19 protein-coding genes and 1 tRNA gene are annotated in these 19,457 nt (G+C 54.7%); 1 reads left to right on the top strand and 19 read right to left on the bottom strand.

Going from position 1 to position 19,457, the window contains the following annotated elements:
• Positions 1-3: 3 nt before the first annotated feature.
• From RDM37_RS01450 to RDM37_RS01420, 7 genes are all read right to left on the bottom strand, one after another.
• Positions 4-957 carry a GNAT family N-acyltransferase gene (locus tag RDM37_RS01450; protein WP_308554523.1) on the bottom strand — a complete coding sequence of 318 codons (954 nt, stop codon included), beginning with the start codon at positions 955-957 and terminating at the stop codon, positions 4-6.
• Positions 954-1,793: a 1-acyl-sn-glycerol-3-phosphate acyltransferase gene (locus RDM37_RS01445; RefSeq protein WP_308554522.1), complete on the bottom strand. Its 840-nt coding sequence runs from the start codon at positions 1,791-1,793 to the stop codon at positions 954-956. Before RDM37_RS01445 ends, RDM37_RS01450 begins: the two co-directional genes overlap by 4 nt.
• A gap of 594 nt (positions 1,794-2,387) precedes the next feature.
• Positions 2,388-2,469 (bottom strand) — tRNA-Leu (locus RDM37_RS01440).
• A gap of 149 nt (positions 2,470-2,618) precedes the next feature.
• A complete protein-coding gene (locus tag RDM37_RS01435) occupies positions 2,619-2,819 on the bottom strand; it encodes a winged helix-turn-helix domain-containing protein (RefSeq protein ID WP_308554570.1) in 201 nt (66 codons plus the stop codon).
• 77 nt (positions 2,820-2,896) lie between these two features.
• Complete coding sequence (locus RDM37_RS01430; protein WP_308554521.1) at positions 2,897-3,451, bottom strand: RNA methyltransferase; 555 nt, start codon at positions 3,449-3,451, stop codon at positions 2,897-2,899.
• Positions 3,452-3,462: 11 nt separating this feature from the next.
• Entirely contained in the window at positions 3,463-3,804 is a 342-nt protein-coding gene (locus tag RDM37_RS01425) for a translation initiation factor (protein ID WP_297113677.1), read from the bottom strand.
• 10 nt (positions 3,805-3,814) lie between these two features.
• Entirely contained in the window at positions 3,815-5,485 is a 1,671-nt protein-coding gene (locus RDM37_RS01420; RefSeq protein WP_308554520.1) for a nucleoside kinase, read from the bottom strand.
• 242 nt (positions 5,486-5,727) lie between these two features.
• On the opposite strand from RDM37_RS01420, the gene RDM37_RS01415 reads away from it, so the two are divergent.
• Positions 5,728-7,545, top strand: a complete 1,818-nt coding sequence (locus RDM37_RS01415) for a Na/Pi cotransporter family protein (RefSeq protein WP_308554519.1) — start codon at positions 5,728-5,730, stop codon at positions 7,543-7,545.
• Between the two features lie 126 nt (positions 7,546-7,671).
• On the opposite strand, the gene RDM37_RS01410 is transcribed toward RDM37_RS01415, so the two are convergent.
• The 12 genes from RDM37_RS01410 to RDM37_RS01355 form a co-directional block, all read right to left on the bottom strand.
• Positions 7,672-8,925: a hypothetical protein gene (locus tag RDM37_RS01410; protein WP_308554518.1), complete on the bottom strand. Its 1,254-nt coding sequence runs from the start codon at positions 8,923-8,925 to the stop codon at positions 7,672-7,674.
• Positions 8,926-8,963: 38 nt separating this feature from the next.
• Entirely contained in the window at positions 8,964-11,300 is a 2,337-nt protein-coding gene (locus RDM37_RS01405) for a TonB-dependent receptor domain-containing protein (RefSeq protein WP_308554517.1), read from the bottom strand.
• A gap of 88 nt (positions 11,301-11,388) precedes the next feature.
• Entirely contained in the window at positions 11,389-12,012 is a 624-nt protein-coding gene (locus tag RDM37_RS01400) for a TetR/AcrR family transcriptional regulator (RefSeq protein ID WP_308554516.1), read from the bottom strand.
• Between the two features lie 11 nt (positions 12,013-12,023).
• A complete protein-coding gene (locus RDM37_RS01395) occupies positions 12,024-12,689 on the bottom strand; it encodes a class I SAM-dependent methyltransferase (RefSeq protein WP_308554515.1) in 666 nt (221 codons plus the stop codon).
• Between the two features lie 357 nt (positions 12,690-13,046).
• Entirely contained in the window at positions 13,047-13,349 is a 303-nt protein-coding gene (locus RDM37_RS01390; protein ID WP_025884178.1) for a nitrous oxide-stimulated promoter family protein, read from the bottom strand.
• A gap of 1 nt (position 13,350) precedes the next feature.
• A complete protein-coding gene (mnmE, locus tag RDM37_RS01385; protein WP_308554514.1) occupies positions 13,351-14,766 on the bottom strand; it encodes a tRNA uridine-5-carboxymethylaminomethyl(34) synthesis GTPase MnmE in 1,416 nt (471 codons plus the stop codon).
• Positions 14,763-15,230 carry a 2-amino-4-hydroxy-6-hydroxymethyldihydropteridine diphosphokinase gene (gene folK, locus RDM37_RS01380; protein ID WP_308554513.1) on the bottom strand — a complete coding sequence of 156 codons (468 nt, stop codon included), beginning with the start codon at positions 15,228-15,230 and terminating at the stop codon, positions 14,763-14,765. The genes mnmE and folK overlap by 4 nt, the downstream gene beginning before the upstream one ends.
• 34 nt (positions 15,231-15,264) lie before the next feature.
• A complete protein-coding gene (gene queA / locus RDM37_RS01375; protein ID WP_308554512.1) occupies positions 15,265-16,338 on the bottom strand; it encodes a tRNA preQ1(34) S-adenosylmethionine ribosyltransferase-isomerase QueA in 1,074 nt (357 codons plus the stop codon).
• A 50-nt stretch (positions 16,339-16,388) separates the two neighbouring features.
• Entirely contained in the window at positions 16,389-17,153 is a 765-nt protein-coding gene (gene truB / locus RDM37_RS01370; protein ID WP_308554511.1) for a tRNA pseudouridine(55) synthase TruB, read from the bottom strand.
• A gap of 1 nt (position 17,154) precedes the next feature.
• On the bottom strand, positions 17,155-18,006 hold the full coding sequence (locus RDM37_RS01365) for an undecaprenyl-diphosphate phosphatase (protein WP_308554510.1): 852 nt from the start codon (positions 18,004-18,006) through the stop codon (positions 17,155-17,157).
• A 24-nt stretch (positions 18,007-18,030) separates the two neighbouring features.
• Positions 18,031-18,291 (bottom strand): DUF3098 domain-containing protein, encoded by a 261-nt coding sequence (locus RDM37_RS01360; protein ID WP_308554509.1) that lies wholly within the window; start codon positions 18,289-18,291, stop codon positions 18,031-18,033.
• 31 nt (positions 18,292-18,322) lie between these two features.
• Positions 18,323-19,210, bottom strand: coding sequence for a permease-like cell division protein FtsX (locus RDM37_RS01355; RefSeq protein ID WP_308554508.1), 888 nt, complete (start codon positions 19,208-19,210; stop codon positions 18,323-18,325).
• Between the last annotated feature and the right edge of the window lie 247 nt (positions 19,211-19,457).

Here is a 19,457-nt window from a genome sequence, read left to right as displayed (position 1 = left end):
CCTTTACGACTTATGGGCGTTCTGGTAAGTGTCTATGTGCCGCTCTTTCTTCTCGGGGATAATGTCTGCAATGGGCGTCAGCAAGCCCGTCTCCTCGACATCGCCAAACTCATCGTTGATCGCTGTGCCAAAGATGCGAATCTTCGGGGTGAGCGACATGTAAGCATTAAAGAGCGGGGGGATGTTGATATTGTGCTTGCGCACCTCCGCCTTGAGCGTGCGGTAGTCGCTCTTGAGGTCGTTCTTGACGAAAAGGCGATCTATCTCTGCTGGGTCAATGTCCACCTCGACCGGGGTCATCGGGAAGACCAAGTGATCTTTGTCGCCGAAGTAGATCTCCATAAACTTGAGGATCAGGTTGCGGCAGTACTTATTGTAAGTCTTGTACATGGTCACCTTGCCAAAGAAGTACTTGATCTCAGGATAGATAACGGTCAAGGCTCCCAGCCCGTCCCAGAGGTTGTCGAGCGTATAGATCGAAGACATCAGCCCCGCCCGTGTCGTCTGAAACTCGTGGCTCACGAATGAGCGTCCCAGCTCGATCGTGTAGGGGAGGTAGTCGCGAACGAACTCCTCGCTAAAGCTGAACATATGCGATGTGGCCAGCGCGTCCGTCTGCTCCTGATGGCGTAGCACCGCCTCACCGAGTATGTATCGGTAGCCACCCATGATCTTCTCGAGCTCAGGACTCCAGACGATGAGCTGTACGTAGCCATCGTCCATCAGGTCATACTTATCCACATCGCAATCAAGCCCCGTGCCACCACCGCCGGCACGAAAGCTCTCCTCGCGCAGACGGCCCACCTCACGCATCGTGTGTGGTGCTTGCGCAGCTCGAAAGGCGTAGATCTCGTTATTACTCTTATTGGTCTTACGGACGAAGAGCTCTGGTGTCAGCTCCTGTCGGATCAATTGCCGATCTATCGGCGCTATGATGGGTTGCTCTGTAGCACTCATTTGGATAGTTGGTCTTTCAGTTGGTATACTTGCTGCCTGATGCGCTCTACCTGCTGAGGTAAGTCGCTAGGCTTCACCCCCTCGAGCGTCTCGTAGGGGATCGGCTCCCCGACCACTACGGTAAAGGAGCTACCCTGTGCAGCAAACATTTCATGTGGTAGCAATGCGGTGCCGATGTTAAAGCGTATGCCGAGTGCTTTCCTCAGTTGCTCTATACGATAAAACTTCATCGAGTTACGCCCGTGGAAGAAGAGCGGCACGATGGGACGCTCGAACTGTCTTGCCTGCTTGATAAAGCTGGGTCGCCAGAGGGGATCTTGTATCTTCCCCTTGATAAGGCGTGAGCAAAGTCCTGCGGGAAATGTGATCACCGGCAGGTCGCTCTCAAGCGCCTCGTGCATCCTCTGAATAGAGGTGCGCGCCTGTGCTCCGTACTTATTGACCGGAACGAAGATATTGGCAAGTGGCTTGAGGTTGAGTAGGAGATCGTTGACGATGTAGCGGATATCAGTCTGATAGTGACTAGCTATGAGGTGAGTCAGACAGATCCCGTCTAGCCCTCCCAGCGGGTGGTTGCTGATAAAGAGTGCGCGAGGATCTGCGGGCAGATGCTCGGCACCGACAAGCGTCAGGTCAATGCGAAACTCCTGGATCAGGGCATCCATAAAATCTACCCCCTCCAGGTGCCCGTAGCGACGTAGCACATCGTTGATCTCACGCTGGTGTATCAAGCGCGCCACGCCATTGGTCACGAAAGCGGGCAACGGCTTCTTGCGTCGTCGATTGAGGATAGCGGCTATGTCGACCTGCTGTGGATGAAAGCTCTCTTCAGGCATAGATTGCATAAGATTTACTGCAAATGTACGACTAATGGCGCACATAGCGATTACAAAGTCGTTACTATGCGGACTAAGTCCTAGTTTTGAGGTGCGGAGGATATGGCACAGACCTATCACGATTTGGAAATCTTCACAGTTTGATGCGGTTTTGCTTCAGGGAAAACCGATCCCCACGTGGAAAATCTCAAATCTCCACGTGGATATTTTTCCTTTTCCACGTGGGCGTGATTCATTTCCTCCGAAGTTTCATTTCATTCCTCCGAAGTTTCATTTGATTCCTCCGAGGAATTTTTTCTTTTCCACGTGGGCATTTCAAAATATCCACGTGGATATCCAGATGAGTGTCGTTTTTGACTACAAAGTATCGCCTGAATTTTGCAAATCGTGACACTTATCGTCTATGCCTCCTCACGAAGGGATGTTCGTAAGAATTGTGCGGTTGAGGTCGAGGCTTGTTTTTGCCGTGAGGCATTAGGAGACTGTTGCAACAGTCTCGTTAGGGGAGGCGAGGGTGGGGCGTGGGGATAGGGATAAAAAGAGAGAGACCCGTCTGCTCCCACGAGGGGTGTCAGAGAGGTCTCTCTACCATTGTACGGTCGGTGGGACTCGAACCCACACACCTTGCGGCATTAGATCCTAAGTCTAACGCGTCTACCAATTCCGCCACGACCGCAGCGAGGTTTGCGTCTGCAAAGGTAAGAATAATCTTTGAATTAGCAAGCGATCAGACGACCTAGACTTCGCAAACCTTACGGTAAGGCGACACAAGGTGCTGATGTATAGCAACCTAGCTAGTCTGCCTGTCAGCTATCTCGTGAGAGACTATCGCAGCGCGACTAGGAGCGTGTCGTCTTCGTAGACGAAGGTGAGCTTCTCCTCCTTGGCGAGCCAGCCGAGCGCAGCGTAGAGATCTTTTTCGGTACGGATCTTGGTCGCCTTCTTGAGTTGCTTGATGTCCATCTTGCCTAGTTTGTCTAGTGCGTTCCAGACGAGACCAGCATTGGTGCCGATGTATGCGATCATGTTTTCTTCCATAGTGTTGTCGTGTTGAGTTTTCTATATGGCAAAGCTACATAAAAAGATTGAAACGGCCTTTGCGGCTAGGTTAAGCTATGATGTATCTCCAGATAAGGGGTGCAGAGGTCGTAGATGGCGATGCCAGTGGCGACGCTCACATTGAGCGAGTGCTTGGTGCCGTACTGCGGGATCTCTAGACAATAGTCGGCATACTGAATGACCTCGTCAGAGATGCCATGCACTTCGTTGCCCACGATCAGGACGGCTCCACGATCGTCTAGCGGTGGCTGGCTGCCGAGCGTGATGCTCTGATGTGTCTGCTCGAGGGCGAAGATGGTGCGTCCCGCTGCTCGGCACGCCTCAAGGAACTCGATGGCAGAGTCTAGGTGTCGCCACGGCACTGCCTCCTCGGCACCGATGGCGGTCTTGTGAATGAGCGGGTGGGGCGGACAGCCTGTGATGCCGACGAGGAGCAGCTCCTCAAGGCGAAAGGCGTCTGCCGTGCGAAAGATCGAGCCGACGTTGTGCATGCTACGCACATTGTCTAGGAGTATGGTGAGCGGCACCTTGGGAGCTGAGTGGTACTCCTCGGAGGTGAGACGCTGCATCTCTAGGATGGAGGTTTTCTCTATGGGCATAGCGGAAGGCGTTACTTGGTGTCTTTGTACCCTTTAGACTGAAGGAGCTTGATGAGCTTCTCTTTATCGTTTTGCTGGAGCAGTATCTCGCCATCACGTGTAGAGCCTCCACAGCCGAGCGACTGCTTGAGCTGACGGGCGAGATCTGCCAGATCGCTGTCAGACCCGACGAAGCCCATGATGATGAGTGCCTCCTTCCCTCCTCTGCCAGCGCGGGAGTACTGTATGCGTAGTCGTTGCTGAGCGGGAGGGAGAGTCTCAGCCTCGCTACTCGCCTGCTGTGGCGACCAGTCGGGGTCGGTACTATATACGATGCCTCCCGTGGAGGGGGCTTTGTTTTTCTTCTTGGACATAGCTGTGGGGTCAATAGTGAAATGAGCTGCCCCCGACAAACTCGCGCAGGAGCGAGGTGGAGGGGATCTCGTCGATGGGTGCTGGCCTGACGTGCTCTAGGAAGCGTAGCAGGCGGCGCGCCTCGCTGTACTCCTGGACGCAGGCGGGTACCTGGTAGAGGATCTGCTCGGCAAGGGTCTTGAGGACGGCAACTTCGTATAGGAGCGCACTGTTGAAGAGGACGTTGGCTCTCTGCTGGTAGGGGAAGATCCATCGCTCCTCGCCAGCTCGCACACTACGCCACCGGCTGATGGTGTCGATGGCTGAGTAGCCTCTGTACTTGTGGTCACGCACCATACGCCTGAGGAGACGTATGTCGGTACTGGGGATGCGGTTGTGTGCATCTAGTCCGAGGGCTGTCAGGGCACTGATATATATATTATAGGTGAGGTGCTGTAGATCATCGGGGATGAGTCGTGGATTGAGCGCATGGATGCCCTCGATGAGAAGCAGGTCTCCCTCCCCAAGCTGTAGGAGCTCCTTTTGGTACACTCTAGCACCTTGAGTAAAGTCAAAGAGAGGCATATCGACTAGCTCACCCGCTAGGAGCCGACGCAGATCACTGGCAAAGAGCTCTAGGTCTAGTGCCTCGATATGCTCATAGTCGTACTCCCCATTGTCATCTAGGGGAGTCAACTCACGGGCTACGAAGTAGTTGTCGAGCGATATCTGGTGAGGACGTAGGTAGTTCGCCATAAGCTGCAGGCGTAGTCGCTTGGTAAAGGTGGTCTTGCCCGAAGATGAGGGTCCTGCCACGAGTATGATGCGCACACCTTTCTTGTTGTATGCTTCGGCGATCTCAGTAGCCATGGCGGCTATCTCCTTTTCCTGTGCAGCCTCGGCGACCTGTATGATCTCGGAGAAGTGTCCCGTGCTGATTGCTTTGTTGAGACTTCCCACATAGCTTACGTCGAGGAGGTTGAGTAGACGAGACTGCTTGTTAAAGACCTCACGCATCGGCTGCTGTGGCTCAAAGGGTGTCAGCTCTGTAGGCTTGACTATCGAGGGTACACGTATCAGTACGCCACCCAGGTAGGGGTCGAGATCGTAGAGCTGAACTTGTCCTGTGGAGAGAAGCAGCGAGCCGTAGTAGTTGTCGGGATACCCATCGAGATAGTGATAGGTGACGTAGGGCTGACCGCTGGAGGTGATGAGGTCCACCTTGTCCATCTCACCCATGGCGGTAAAGATCTGCACCGCCTCTTCGGCTGGTACGGTGCGACGCTCGAAGGGTAGATCCTCAGCAATGAGGTGGTCTATGCGTCGCTTGACGATGGCTAGTTGCTCCTCTGTAATACCCTTGTCGCCACACCTGACAACACTAAAGTAGCCCCCCGAGAGGGAGTGCCGTACGCTCAGATGGTAGTGCGGCAGCTCATCGTGGAGTGCCTTAGCAAAGAGGAGGCAGAGGGAGCGCAGATAGGTGTGCCGACCGCTCTCCTCGGTGAGCCCGACGAACTCGACCTGACAGGACTCGCGGAGCCTCCAGTCGAGGGCGACAGTGAGGTTATTGACACGCGCGTTGACAGGCTCGAAGCCTAGAGCGTTGCGATAGCTCTGTGCTACTTGATAGAGTGTGGCTCCAGGTGGCACGCTGAGATGCTCGTCCAGATTGGGGCAGTATATTGATAGATTATCCATAGAGGCTGGTACTTAGATATCTTTTGTCAAATTGTATAGCCGGTTAGGTAGTCTAACCAGTCTAAAATCGTTACCTTTGCATGCGAAGTTACGAAATAGCTGTCACCAAAGGACCATAATCAGTCAGATCAGGTGACTCAGTCGCATGACAACCATTGTGAATATGCGGCTTTGAGCCTCATGTAGCTGGTAGGTCTTAGGGGACTTTTGCATGGTAATGACATACAAACAACGACATACTCATGGCATTTACTCTGTTTGACTTTATCTATCTGCTGGGATCGCTAGGACTCTTTCTCTTTGGTATGAAGATCATGAGCGAGGGCATCCAAAAGGCAGCAGGCGATAGGATGCGTCAGATCCTCGCAGCGATGACCTCCTGGCGAGTCTTAGGGCTACTCACTGGTGTCTTGGTGACCGCCTTGGTGCAGTCCTCTAGTGCTACGACACTGATGGTCGTCAGCTTCGTCAATGCGGGACTCCTCCAGCTAGGACAGGCCATATCGGTCATTATGGGCGCTAACATTGGTACGACCGTCACCGCTTGGGTCATCACCCTCTTCGGCTTTAAGATAGATATATCGACCTTTGCCATACCGCTCTTCGCCATTTCCATACCGCTCATCTATATGAAGCGGGAGCAGCTCAACTCGCTGGGCGAGTTCCTCGTAGGCTTCTCGCTCCTCTTCCTCGGATTGCAGTTTCTCAAGGACTCGATGCCAGACCTCCAGAGTCATCCTGAGGCACTCGAATTCCTCCGTGGGTACACCGACATGGGCTTTGGGTCTATCCTGATCTTCCTCCTGATCGGTACCATTATGACGCTGGTGGTGCAGTCCTCCAGTGCGACGGTAGCGATCACACTCATCATGTGTTCGAAAGGGTGGATACCCTTCGAGATCGCTACGGCCATGATCCTAGGCGAAAACATCGGAACGACCATCACCGCTAATCTGGCGGCTCTCGGAGCTAATGTCAATGCGAAGCGAGCTGCACTCTCTCACCTGCTATTCAACGTCTTCGGTGTGCTACTCGTCTTGATCTTCTTCTACCCCTTTACCAATATGATCGCCAACTGGCTGATGAATATGGGCGTAGGTGATCCACGAGAGCTATATGAGTACACCTCTCGCCTCAGTCAGGTCTACGATCCCGCTAGTATGAGTGCTATCTCATCAGTAGAGCCACTGGCCGACCCCTCGCTAGCTGCTATACAAGCTCAGATCGTCAGTCTAGCCACGACGGTCTCTATCGGACTGTCACTCTTCCACACCACCTTCAACCTGCTGAACGCCTTTGTGATGATCTGGTTCGTACCGGTCTATGTCAAGATCTGCCAGCGAGCCATCCCAATGAAGAAGTCTAAGAAGGGTGACACAGAGCAAACTCACCTACGCTACATACGTGCTGGTATCCTACCAACGGGTGAGATCGGTCTGCTACAAGTGCAGCAAGAGCTGGCCGAGTACGCCAGCAGGGTTACGCAGATGATGTCTTACTGTGAGGGGATGCTCAAGACAGACAATCCTGTCGAGCTCAAGAGGCTCTACAACAAGTGCGAGCAAGAGGAGGACATATCCGATGCCGTAGAGGTCGAGATAGCCGACTACCTCAACAAGATCTCCCACACGGAGCTAGGTAAGGAGTCACAGAGCGATATACTCGTCTACTACCGTGTAGCAACCGAGATAGAGAGTGTCGCCGATGCTGCGGTGGGCATAGCGCGTGAGATCAATCGTTACCACCAGCTCGGTAAGAGCTACACCGATATGGTGCGCAACAACCTCCTGCAGATCCACACGATCGCCACAGAGACGGCTCTCAAGATGGCCGAGCTCTTGAGGCGCAACAAGCTCTCGGAGTCTGACGCTCGTGAGAGCTACACGTTAGAGAAGCAACTCAACGACCTGCGCACCTTGCTGAAAGCTCAGAACATGGAAAACGTCCGTACGCAGAAGTACGACTACCCCGAGTCCGTAAGCTATATGGATCTCGTAGGCTACTACGAGCAGCTGGGCGACTACGTGCTCAACGTCGTACAGGCAGCTACCAAAGGGTAGGGCGCACCATTTGCCTCGCTAGTAAAACTCCCTCCGAGTAATCTTTCTACTCAAATACGAAGCCATAGAAAAAGGCGGATCGCTGACTTAGCGACCCGCCTTTTTTTGTGTCCTATACTTTCTAAACTACTTCATTTGGTAGAAGGAGACGGGATTGCCCTCTACCTCAAAGGCGGGTCCGTCAGATACGGCACCTGTCTTAGGGTCGTAGGAGTAAAATCCGCTACGCTCCTTGCCTGCCGAGCCGATCATGATCCGATCGTTGTACCACCCGAGGGCGCATGCGTGAGGATTAGATGCTGGGATCCCCTCAATCTGCTGGATGGTACGCTGCTCTAGGTCGATGACTGCAGGAATACAGTAGAGAGCCGTGTAGGGGTTCGTGCTCGTGGGGTCGAGCGCATAGATGCCCATGATGGCGACCGCCTTAGAGCCAGAGACGTAGTGCATCGATGCGATGTAGTTGGCGGGTAGCTTGGTCGTCTTGGGTAGGATGCCCTTGACCTCTATGTTGATCTCCGAGAGATTCATAGACCATGAGGGGTCGATCTCGGTCTCACCCTTTTTGATGCGAACGATACCTCCGGGGAACTCAGGGTTGAAGCCAAAGCTTCCCATGCAGAGTATGTACAGATCGCCCTTGTCATCGAGGAAGATCGAGTTAGCCACGATCGGACGGGTAGCGACACAGAGCCCCGAGGTGGTAGAGGAAATCTTCTTCTCCACCTTGTCCGTTGCGATGTCTATGAGTGCCAGCTCGACCTCCTTGTGTAGTGGCATCCACTTGGAGTCCAACTGGCAGAGCCCTACGTAGAGCTTGCCGTCGCGTACTGCCATAGCACCAGGCATCACATTGGTATCAGCGTGCTTGTACTGGTTGAGGTCTATCACGGCCGTCTTGGTCATCGTCTTGGGGTTAAACGCCCAGACCTGTCCGATGTTTTGGAAGCTGATGTAAGCCTTCTCAGGCGAGACCTCGACCACATTGCAGGCACCAGCTCCTCCTGGGAGCTCCATAGCGCCACGCTTGGTGAACTGCAACTCCTTGCTTACGGTGTAGTAGACGAGCTCAGTCTTGCCCATACCCATATAGTCGGGTAGGACGTAGAGATGATCTCCGCAGTAGATAGGTTCCGTGCCGAAGCCTACCGGCACGCCACGGCTGTTGTCGTACTTCTTCGCCTCGATAGCACCGATAGCCTGCAGGTAACCATTGCCTGAGGCACCGTCCGCATTCATTATTGAGGTAGAGAAGAGAATCCGCTCACTACCCGTCTGGGGTGTCGGCTTAGGCTCCTTGTCACAGCTGGTGAGCGCTAGCCCTAGTAGGAGGACAGCGATAAGGGTGAGCCTGTTGGTTAGTTTGTTGAATCTGTTCATAGTGAAATCTGTTATTTGAATTGGTGAATATATAGTTGTCATCTGAAGAGGTATCGCAGCTTTACCGAGAAGTTAATACCTGGTAACGGACGGTTTAGCTCCGACATCTGACGCTGGTTGGTCAGGTTCTTGACCTTGAAGGTAATCGTCCACTGATTATTGCGCAGGCTCTGCTCTAGTCCTAAGTCTAGGCGCAGTGCAGTCGGTATCTTGCGCTCTTGGTACTGGCTCACCTCGAAGTCGTAGTAGTACTGATGCACATAGGAGGCGTCGAGCATCAGACGGCTGTTGTAGCCCTCCCCGCCGAAGAGGTTCTCCTTGTGTAGCTCCAAGCCCGCATTGGCTAGGAAGTAGGGGATGTTGGGCATGCGCTTGAGGTAAGTCGGGTTAGCGACATTCGTCGAGGGGATCAGTCGGCGTGTGTCTCTGAGGTCTTGGTAGGTTGCATTGCCATAGAGGTAGAGCCAGGGGAGGGCATCCCACTTCACCTCGCCCTCTACGCCCCACGTGCGGATGCTCCCGAAGTTCTGATAGCAGCTCATCGAGGGGATAATCCCTGGCATGAAGCGGATCATATCGGTGATGTAAGAGCCGAAAGCATTGACCTCAGCCTCGATCAACCGTCTTGATGAGGGCGAGAGGTTGCGATAGACTAAGCCAATGTTACCCCCACGGCTATGCTCGGGACGAAGGTCCGTCGAGGCACTGATCGAGTAGCCATTGCCTAGTAGCTCCTCACTCGTAGGTATGCGCACCTCGTCCGCATAGGAAGCCTTGATCAGGAAGTCTGGTGTGAAGCGGTAGCGGATAGCTTCGCTCCAGCCGAAGAAGTGCCGATTGGTCATCACATCCTTGAGGTCGCCCATACTGATCGTCCCGATCACCTTAGAGCGAGAGCGGTAGTTGTAGTACTTTGCGGTGACCGCATTTTGGAGCCGATCCTCAAAGAGCGTGAGATCGTAGGAAGCACCCGCCGTGAGGCTGTTCATACGGCTCTTGAAGTTCGCCTTATAGCCCAAAGCACGATCCATAAGCGTGTCCGTAGGATTGCGATAAGCGTAGGTGTGGCACAGGTTGAGATTGAAAGCTTGATGGCGGTCTAGCGTATAGTTCAGGTTGAGCTTGTCCACCAGGTTGATCGTCCGATTGATCCCATCGGTAGGTATGCTCGATAGCTCGCCCCCATAGGAGGAGCCAGCGGGGTACTCCTTGCCATCCCAGTCGTAGCGATGCGCAGCCTTGTCGGTCAGTCCATTTTGCCCGAAGACTAGCCCGACCGATGCGTCTAGATCTAGCCCTGGGAGGAAGAAGTCTGCACGCTTGAAGGTACTCTCCAGAGCCAATCCCTTGGAGAGGGTAAAAGCTTCTCGTACGTCCCACTCGAAGCCCTGTATCTCTCTGCGAATGTAGGTCCCAGCGCACTCTAGCTTGATCTCGTCAAACCACCACTTCGTCGCCTTGAGGCTACCGCCTAGGATCGCTTTCTTAAACTGGTCGTGGTCTCGCCTCACGATCCGATCCTTGTAGTGTGGCAGCTCCATCTTGTAGTTGTTGTCCGAGTAGGCGAGCGTACCGCCAAGTCCTAGCTGCACGCCCGCATCCTCCAGTGTGCGCTTGAAGACTGTCGAGAGCATGTGCGAATTGTACGATCCCACCTCATACGAAGCGTCAAAGTACTTCGGCGGGTACTCCTTGAGCACTACATTCACCGCTCCGCCCATAGCTGAGCCACCAAACTTGTAGGGCACGATCCCCTTGTAGACCTCTACCCGCTCGATCATATCGGTCGGGATGTCACTGATCGAGATGAAGTCGCTCATCTCGCCAAAGGGTGTCTCGTCAATGTAGATACCCATCCGCTTGCCCTCTAGTCCACGTAGCGAGATGCGCGAGGCACTCCCTAGTCCGCCCGTATTGCGTAGCGTCACGCCTGTAGTGCGAGACAGCACCTCGTCTATCGAGGAGGCGGTGCCTTGTAGCTGTCGCATCGAGATGACCGAGATAGGCATAGCGGACTCACGCAGAGCGCGCTCCTGACGCTTGGCAACGACGACGACACTGCCCAGCGTTGTCTCGTCGACCTCTAGTCTCACGCTGATCGGCTTGCCATCTTGCCGTGGAGATGTGATGCGCTTGCTCTTGTAGCCCACGTAGCTCACGACGAGCGTCTTGACACGCTGCTTGGAGGTGAGCTCCCAGCGACCCTCGGCATCGGTGACGGCTCCCGCACCTTTTGGCTCGGCATAGACATTGGCTCCGATGAGGGGTTCGCCCGTAGCGTCATCTAGTACGCTGCCACGGTAGTGGTACTCCTGAGCTACTGCTGCGCTGAGGGAGAGTAGCGTGATGAGTAATAGTAGTCTGTATCGTCTCATTGATTAGTTGGTTGATTTGCTTATTGGGAAGATGGGGAAACTGAACGTCTTTCGCTAAGTGTTCAAAAAAAGGGTCTGGTGAACTGTTTCACCAGACCCCTAAGAGCTCTCGCCAACCGCCTAAGCTAAACTTCTCGTGGCACTGACAGAACCGTACCAGCTCTTCTGGACTGGTGTCGGACCGTTGCAGTATAGCTTTGATGGTTGCCGTGATAAAGGCTGAGTAAATATCGACGAAGGCGGGATCGACCTCGGCTTTCCAGTCGGGATGGAGCTCCCGATACCGCTCGAAGTAGCGGATGGTCGCCTCGTTGCTCAGCTGATTGAGCCGAGTCTCGTAGTGATCCAGATAGGAACCCGCACTGGCGAAGAAGACCAGTCGCAGAGCCTCCGCATGGTCGATGATGTACTGGTAGAAAGGTGACTTCGAGTAGCCCCTCCGCTTACGCTCCACAGGGTCCAGCATATCCATCTCCATATCTTGATCCTTAGGCGGTAAAGCGTAAAGTGCCTCTAGCCCCTTGATCGCAGGCTCTACGAGCGAGCGAAAGAGCGCCTCCTTGTCCTCATAATAGTAGTATATACTGCCCAGCGAGGCGTAAGCCTCCTTGGCTACCATACGCATCGAGGTGCCTATGTAGCCATGCCGAGAGAAGAGCCGCATGGCACCCTCCTCGATACGCTGCTGTATATCTGGTGTCGGACTATTCATAGTTCGTTTGTTTACCTATCTTTGATTACTGAGCAGATGAGCATAGCGTGGTACTGATGTACGGAGATACGCTCCCCAAAGAGGTCTCGAAGAACTGCCACCGCCTCCGGGGCTGTGTAGTGTGGCGGGCAGTAGTACCCCTTGCGCTCCAATATATGGCGAGCTATCCAGTCGCCCACGCGGTGCTCCCCACGTACGTAAAAGCATCCACACAGTCGCCCTCCCAGCTTCAGCACACGGTGCATCTCACGGAGGGCTCGCTCCTTGTCGGGGAAAGCTTGTAAGCCACTCATCGTGAGCAGATAGTCAAACTCCCCATCGGCAAAGGGCATCGCCCCCACATCGCCCTGCACGAGCGATACATTGGTCACCCCCTCCACCTCAAAGCGGTGAGCAGCCATCTCGAGCATCTTCTCGGAGTAGTCCAGTGCAGTGATCTGAGCCTTGGCAAGCTGCTTGTACTTGTCGCAGGTGAAGACCGCAGTCCCCACCGGCACATCTAGTAGCCGCCCCGCAAAGTCATCGGGGATCATAGCCAAGACCTCTGCCGCCATCTGTAGCTGATCCACCTGCCAGAGCCCATTCATAAAGAGATGCCCCCACCAGGAGCGTCCCGTCATGAGTGCATCGTAGCGGTGCATCTGCTTGATATATGCGTTATGCTGAGCCTTAGCCATCAGTTGTTGCGGGGGTGTACAGCTTGTATGAATCTATTGCACCGCAAAGTTATACCTCTTTGTCAAGGGGCCACCTTCGCAAACCTACCCAGTAATAGGTATTACTCGCTAAAACACGTCTCAAACAACGTCCCATCCTCATGGGACGAATCGCTCCCACCCCCGCTGGAACGAAACATTTCCTCCGTTGGAAAAGAAACTTTCCAGCGTTGGAAATGAAGCTTTCCAGCGTTGGAAAAGAAACTTTCCTTCCTTGGGAATTGTTTTTTCCAAGAGAGGAAAGCTTTTGGAAATCCTACAGAAGCGTTCAAACGCCTTGCAGGCAACTTTAAAAAGGTGGTAAAGGAGCGGGTGGCTCTAGAGCTCGCGGAGGAGGTGCTTGACAGCGGCGAGGGGGTGGTGGAAGAGCATACGGGGACCAGCCCAGCGCATCACCGTCTGAATGCGGGCTTTCATGTCGGGTCGGTAGCAGTGTATGGGGCATTTGCGGCAGGTGGGCTTTGCTGCGCCGTAGTGGCAGCGGTCTAGTCGCCGTGTGGCGTACTCGAGTAGTTCGCGACAGCTGTCGCAGAGCGTTTCATTTCCCTCTTTCTTCCTGCAGTAGAGCTGGATCATCTGCCTAATGACCTGCTGCTCCTCTGCGATGCGTCCCTGTCCCATACTATTTGCCGATGCAGAAGTGAGAGAAGATGAAGCCGAGCACCTCGTCGGAGGTGATGGAGTCGCCTGTGACGAGGCCGATCTCTTCGATCGCCTCACGGAGATAGGGGGTGATGAGGTCACTGGTCAAGCTGTTGTGGAGTCCCTCGGAGACTAACTCTAAGGCGTGACTTGCCTTGGTGAGCGCCTCGTAGTGGCGCAGGTTGTAGAGCATCACGGTCTCCTCCTCCTCTCCGTGAAGGGTGTGGGTGTTGGTGACCATAAGCTCTTCGAGAGCTTCGATGCCCTCAGCGGCTCGTGCTGAGATGGCTAGCGGAGGGGTGGTGTGTCGCTTGCCGTTCATGCGTTGTAGCTGTTCGGAGCAGTGGCTGAGCCAGTCCGTGACCTCGCTCTCGGTGAGTAGATCCCGCTTGTTGAGCAGGAGCATGAGGGTACTATCGGGGGCGGTGAGTGGCAGGAGTTCACCGAGCTGTGTCTCTAGCTCGTCCCACGTGGGTAGGGGCGGGGCGATGACCCAGAGGATGAGCCGTGCGGAGGAGATCTGCTGGTAGCTGCGCTCGATGCCTAGTTGCTCCACGAGGTCGGTCGTCTGGCGCAGCCCGGCGGTGTCGATGAGCCGGAAGAGTGTGCCTCGGATGGTTAGTCGCCCCTCGACGGTGTCACGGGTGGTGCCAGGGATGTCGCTGACGATAGCTCGTTCGTGCTGGAGAAGGGCGTTGAGGAGACTGCTCTTGCCCACGTTGGGAGCGCCAATGATAGCGGTCGGGATGCCTTGCTGGAGTTCTTGCCCGGTGCTGAAGCTTTGCGTGAGCAGGCGAAGCTGGTGCTGTATGGTGGCTAACGTTTCAACTAGTGTGGAGCGATCGGCAAAGGCTACATCCTCTTCGCTAAAGTCTAGCTCTAGCTCGAGAAGACCGGCGAAGCGTAGGAGCGTTGCCCGCAGTTCGTTGAGCAGATGACTGAGCCTGCCGGTATGCTGCTCCATAGCCATCTTGTGCTGTGTGGCAGTGGTCGCAGCGATGAGGTCGGCGACCGCCTCCGCCTCGGCTAGGTCTAGCTTGCCATGCGCCAAGGCACGACGGGTAAATTCGCCTGGATCGGCCATGCGGCACCCTTTCTGCTGAGCGATCCACTCCAGTATGGAACGTACGATGTAGGGGGAGGCGTGGCAAGAAAGCTCGACGACCTCTTCGCCAGTGTAGGAGTGTGGGGCGGCGAAGTAGGTGGCTACGACGAGGTCTATGAGTTGTCCGTCAATGCGTAGTCCAGCGGTCGTGGCTTCACGAGGCGCGAGCCTTTTGCCAAGAAGCGTCTCAGCGATCTGCGGGGCTAGGCTTCCCGAGATACGTATGACGGCTAGTCCTCCGCCTAGTGCGGTGGCCGGCGCGCAGATCGTTTCGCTCAGATCATGTATCATGCGGGCAGGGCGGCTAGTAGCTGAGCCACGGTGGCCCCCGTCGTGGGGATGGTGAGCTCAGGTGCTATGTAGCTGAGTGGCTGCAGGACGAAGGCGCGCTCACACATACGAGGATGCGGGATGGTGAGCTCAGGCGTGGTCACGACACACTGGTCGTAGAGCAGGATGTCTAGGTCTATGACTCGGTCGGAGTAGATGCCGTCGTGCGACTTGTGCAGTCGCCCCATCTCACGCTCGATAGCCTGAAGCTGTGCCAAAAGCTCTGCTGGTGTCGCTGTCGTGTGAACGGACACGACGCTATTGAGGAAGAGATGCTCCGAAGCGAAGCCCACGGGGCGCGTCTCCACAAAGGGAGCAACGCTGCAGATTCGGAGCCCACGAAGGCGCATTCGTCTGATCGCCTCTAGTAGCTGGTGACGAGGCTCGTCGAGGTTGCTACCGAGGGCTATGTAAGCAGTAGGCATAGGAGCGACAGTGAGAGAGTCTTAGCGGGATCCTTTAGTCCATAATGAGGAGCGCATCCCCGTAGCAACCGAAGCGGTACTTCTCCTTGACCGCTACATTCATTGCATTCATCACATTCTTCTCACCACCCATGGTGGCAGCGCACATGAGGTTGATGCTCTTTGGCGCATTGAAGTTGGTCAGCATAGCGGTCGGCAGGTGAATGTGGTAAGGCGGATAGATAAACTCGTTGGTCCAGCCACTGAACTCCTTGAGGTAGCCGTCTGTGCTGACGCCCGTCTCGAGAGCTCGCATGACGGTCGCTCCGACAGCCACTATCTGCGCATTGTCGTCGCGTGCTTGGTTGACGATGTCGCAGCACTCGATGGGGATGTACATCTCTTCGTTTTCCACCTTATACTTGCTGATCGCCTCTACCTCAATCTCCTGATAGCTAGAGAGGTTGTGGTGCAGTGTGAGGAAAGCAAGGTTGCACCCCTGCAGGCGTAGCTTGTGCAGGATAATGTCGCTAAAGTGCAGGCTCGCAGCGGGGGCGCAGACGGCACCGATATGTTTCGCAAAAACACTCTGATAACGCTCTAGGTCGCTAGGCTCAGCGGGTCGCTTGATCTCTGCGGGGAGTGGAGCCTCGCCTAGACTGTACAGATCCTTGAGGAAGTCATCGTGAGAGCCATCGTAGAGGAAGCGCAAGATACGACCGCGCGAGATGGTGTTGTCTATAACCTCAGCGACCAGCACGGGGGCACCGCCCTCCTCGCCAAACTCGAGCTTGTTGCCGATGCGGATCTTGCGAGCCGGATCTACGAGTACATCCCATAGGCGCAGGGAGTCGTTGAGCTCACGCAGGAGGAAGACCTCGATCTTCGCCTGGTTCTTCTCCTTCAGACCATAGAGTCTGGCGGGGAAAACCTTCGTATCGTTGAAGACAAAAGTGTCTTTCTCGCCAAAGTAGTCGAGGATGTCCACAAAGTTCTTATGCTCGATAGAGCCGTCTGTGCGGTGCAGTACCATCATACGAGACTGATCTCTGAAAGTGGTCGGGTACTGAGCAATGAGCTCCTCGGGGAGCTTGTAATCAAAGTGTGATAGCTTCGCTTTATGTCGCATATTGGATTCTGTTTCTAATGGGATAGAGTGAGTATAGTAAGGGTGTTTGGTCAGGAGAGTTTCTCCTCGTCGGGCGTTAGGGCGAGCAGTTCGTCTAGCTGGTCGAGGCTAAAGCAGTCTGCCTGTGACACTTCGCCAGAGCGTGTCCGCACCAGCTGGGTGAGATAAGCTCCCGAGTCGAGAGCTGTGCCGAGATCACGTGCCAGCGAACGAATGTAGGTGCCTCTGCTACAGACGATGCGTAGCTGTAGGGTGGGGGACGTGAAGCTGAGTAGCTCCAGCTCGTGAATGGTGATGTGCTTGTGTGCCAGCTCTACCTCCTGTCCCTGACGGGCTAGGTCGTAGGCGCGTATGCCCCCTACCTTGACGGCTGAGAAGGTGGGAGGTCGCTGGTCAATCTCTCCCGTGAACTGGCGCAAGGCACTCCGCACCATCTCCTCCGTGATATGTTCATAGGGATAGGTCGCGTCGATCTCGTGCTCGCTGTCGAAGGAGGGTGTGGTGGCTCCGAGCTGTAGCGTGGCGCGGTACTCCTTGTCATGGTCCATCAGCTGCTCGATGAGCTTCGTAGCACGCCCTGTGCAGAGCACCAGCACGCCCGTCGCCTGCGGGTCGAGCGTCCCAGCGTGTCCCACCTTGATGCGCTTGACACCAGTCACCTGGCGCACCATGATGCGCACCTTATTGACCACGTCAAAGGAGGTCCACCCCAACGGCTTGTCCAAGGGTATGATCGCTCCCGTACGTAGCGTGAGGGGGCGATGAACCTGCAGGTCGGCAGGTGTGTAGAGCTTGGAGGAGACTTCCTGATTCATCTTAGTGCATCGCTAGAGGCACTCCGCAGAGTAGTAGGATGAGTACCAGTAGACCGACCACAATACGGTAGTAGCCAAAGAGCTTGAAGCCGTAGCGGGTCACATAGTTGATAAAGAACCTGATCGCCAGCAGTGCTACCACGAAGGCAACCACATTGCCCACGAGTAGTGCCACCCAGTTTTCCTGAAGCATCTGACTAGAGACAGGATCGGAGAGGAGCTTGTACCCCTTGAGTAGGGTAGCGCCGAGCATCGTCGGCACCGCTAGGAAGAAGGAGAACTCGGTCGCTGCGCGTCTCGTGAGTCGCTGCTGTAGTCCACCTACGATCGTCGCCATAGAGCGTGACACGCCTGGGATCATAGCGATGGTCTGAAAGCAGCCGATGACGAAAGCGTTGAGGTACGACGGACGCTCCACCGTCTGTTTTGTGGCAGGCCAAATGCGATCGATGAAGAGCATAAAGATGCCACCCAAGAAGAGCATCGTGGCGACTACGTAGACATTGTCCAGGAGCTTATCTATCTGCTCCTCCAGTAGTAGCCCGATGACTGCTGCAGGGATCAGACCGACGAGGAGCTTGATATAAAAGGAGAAGCGTCCGACCCACTGCCACCGCTGAGGAAGCTGTCGTGCGCCTTCCTCCACTCGAAAGGTGAAGAATCGCTTGTAGTACAGCACCACGACCGAGAGGATCGCGCCAAACTGGATCATCACCGTAAAGGCCCGTAGGAAAGGGGTACTCTCCATGCCGAGTGCGCCCTGCGTGAGGATCATGTGCCCCGTAGAGCTGACTGGGAGAAACTCCGTCAGCCCCTCTACGATGGCTAGAATAATGGATTCGAGTAGCGTCATCTTAAGCGTTTCGGCACAAGAGGTTTACTTGTTCTGTGGCGTAGTATTGCTACCCTTGTCTTTGCTTTTGTTGGAGCTTTTGGGCTTAGCCATGATAGCGTAGATGATTAGGAGGAAGCCGACCAGCGTGACGATAGGCGCCACGACGATACGACGTGTGCTAAAGATCTCTGCCGTAAACTCTGGATTGTCTGCACTACCTCCCCCCGACATCAAGAGGAGACCCAAGATAATGATCCCCACGGAGATCGCTAGGAGGATATAGTTCTTCTTGCCAAATACCATAATTGATAAGTTGTGATGTATGAGATAATGACTAAGCCATGACGATACGTCCGCCATCCATACGAATGTACTTGCTCGTCGATATCGAGGCGGTGATCCACGAGAGCAAGATGCCGAGGCAAATGATCCCTCCGAGGATGATCGCCACCTCGCTGTAGCTGAGATAGCTCTCGATGAGCTGCGGATTGCGCTGCGTCATATAGCCGAGCGTGCCTAGAATCATACAGACCGCCAGCAAGCCACCCCACAGACCATTGAAAATGCTGTAAGTGGTAAAAGGCTTACGGATCAAGCTCGGCTTAGCACCCAGCAGGGTCATGGAGCGGATCAGGAAGCGCCGGCTGTAGATCATAATGTGGGTCATACTATTGACCTGTATGATAGCGATGACCAGCAGGATCAGCGAGACGATCAGTAGGATTGTCGAGAGATGCTGCATATTCTCATCGATCATCTGGAGCATATCTCCACGATAGCTCATCGTCTGCACGTTGCCCCACGAGGCGAAGTCACTCTCTATCTGCGCCATGCTATCGGCTACGGCGTACTGTGACTTGAGATGCACCTCTAGCGAGGGCTGTAGGGGGTTAAAGCCGAGTACCGCCACGGGATCTTCGCCTATCTCCTCTTCGAGCTGTCGTGCAGCCTCGGTGGGCGTTATGTAGGTCACATCCTTGACGTACGGAGCCTGGCTCACCTGCTGCATCAGTTGTATGCTATCCTGCTCAGTGGTCTCAGGGTCTAGTAAGACGGTGAAGGTCATCTCCTCGCGTACCGACTGCTCTAGGTGGCACTTGCCCACCTCAAGGAGAGCGATAGATCCCAGCAGGAAGAGTGGTAGGGCGATACAGACGATCGCAATAATCCTAGAGGAGGGGAGTAGCGATCGGCGCCGTGGACGAGGTGTGTGATGCGACATAGGCGAGCGTGAGTCTTAGCGGTGAAACGTGCGGAATGTGCTATGGGTACAACAGATAAAAGAAGTCAAGCAACAATATGCGCCCCCCACCTAGTCCGTATCAAAGACTATACAAAGGGCATCATACAGTATTTATGCAAAGGTACTCAAATATCTGAAGCGAAGCCAAGGTTGGCCGTTAGCTGTTAGCTGTCGTACATTCCACCCGCTAATGCAATTTCTCAAGAATGATGTTTTTGATAACTTC

The organism is uncultured Porphyromonas sp. (assembly GCF_902489635.1).
Classification (GTDB): Bacteria; Bacteroidota; Bacteroidia; order Bacteroidales; family Porphyromonadaceae; genus Porphyromonas.
Note: the sequence above shows the minus strand (reverse complement) of the source record. Positions and strands in the feature narration are given on the sequence as shown.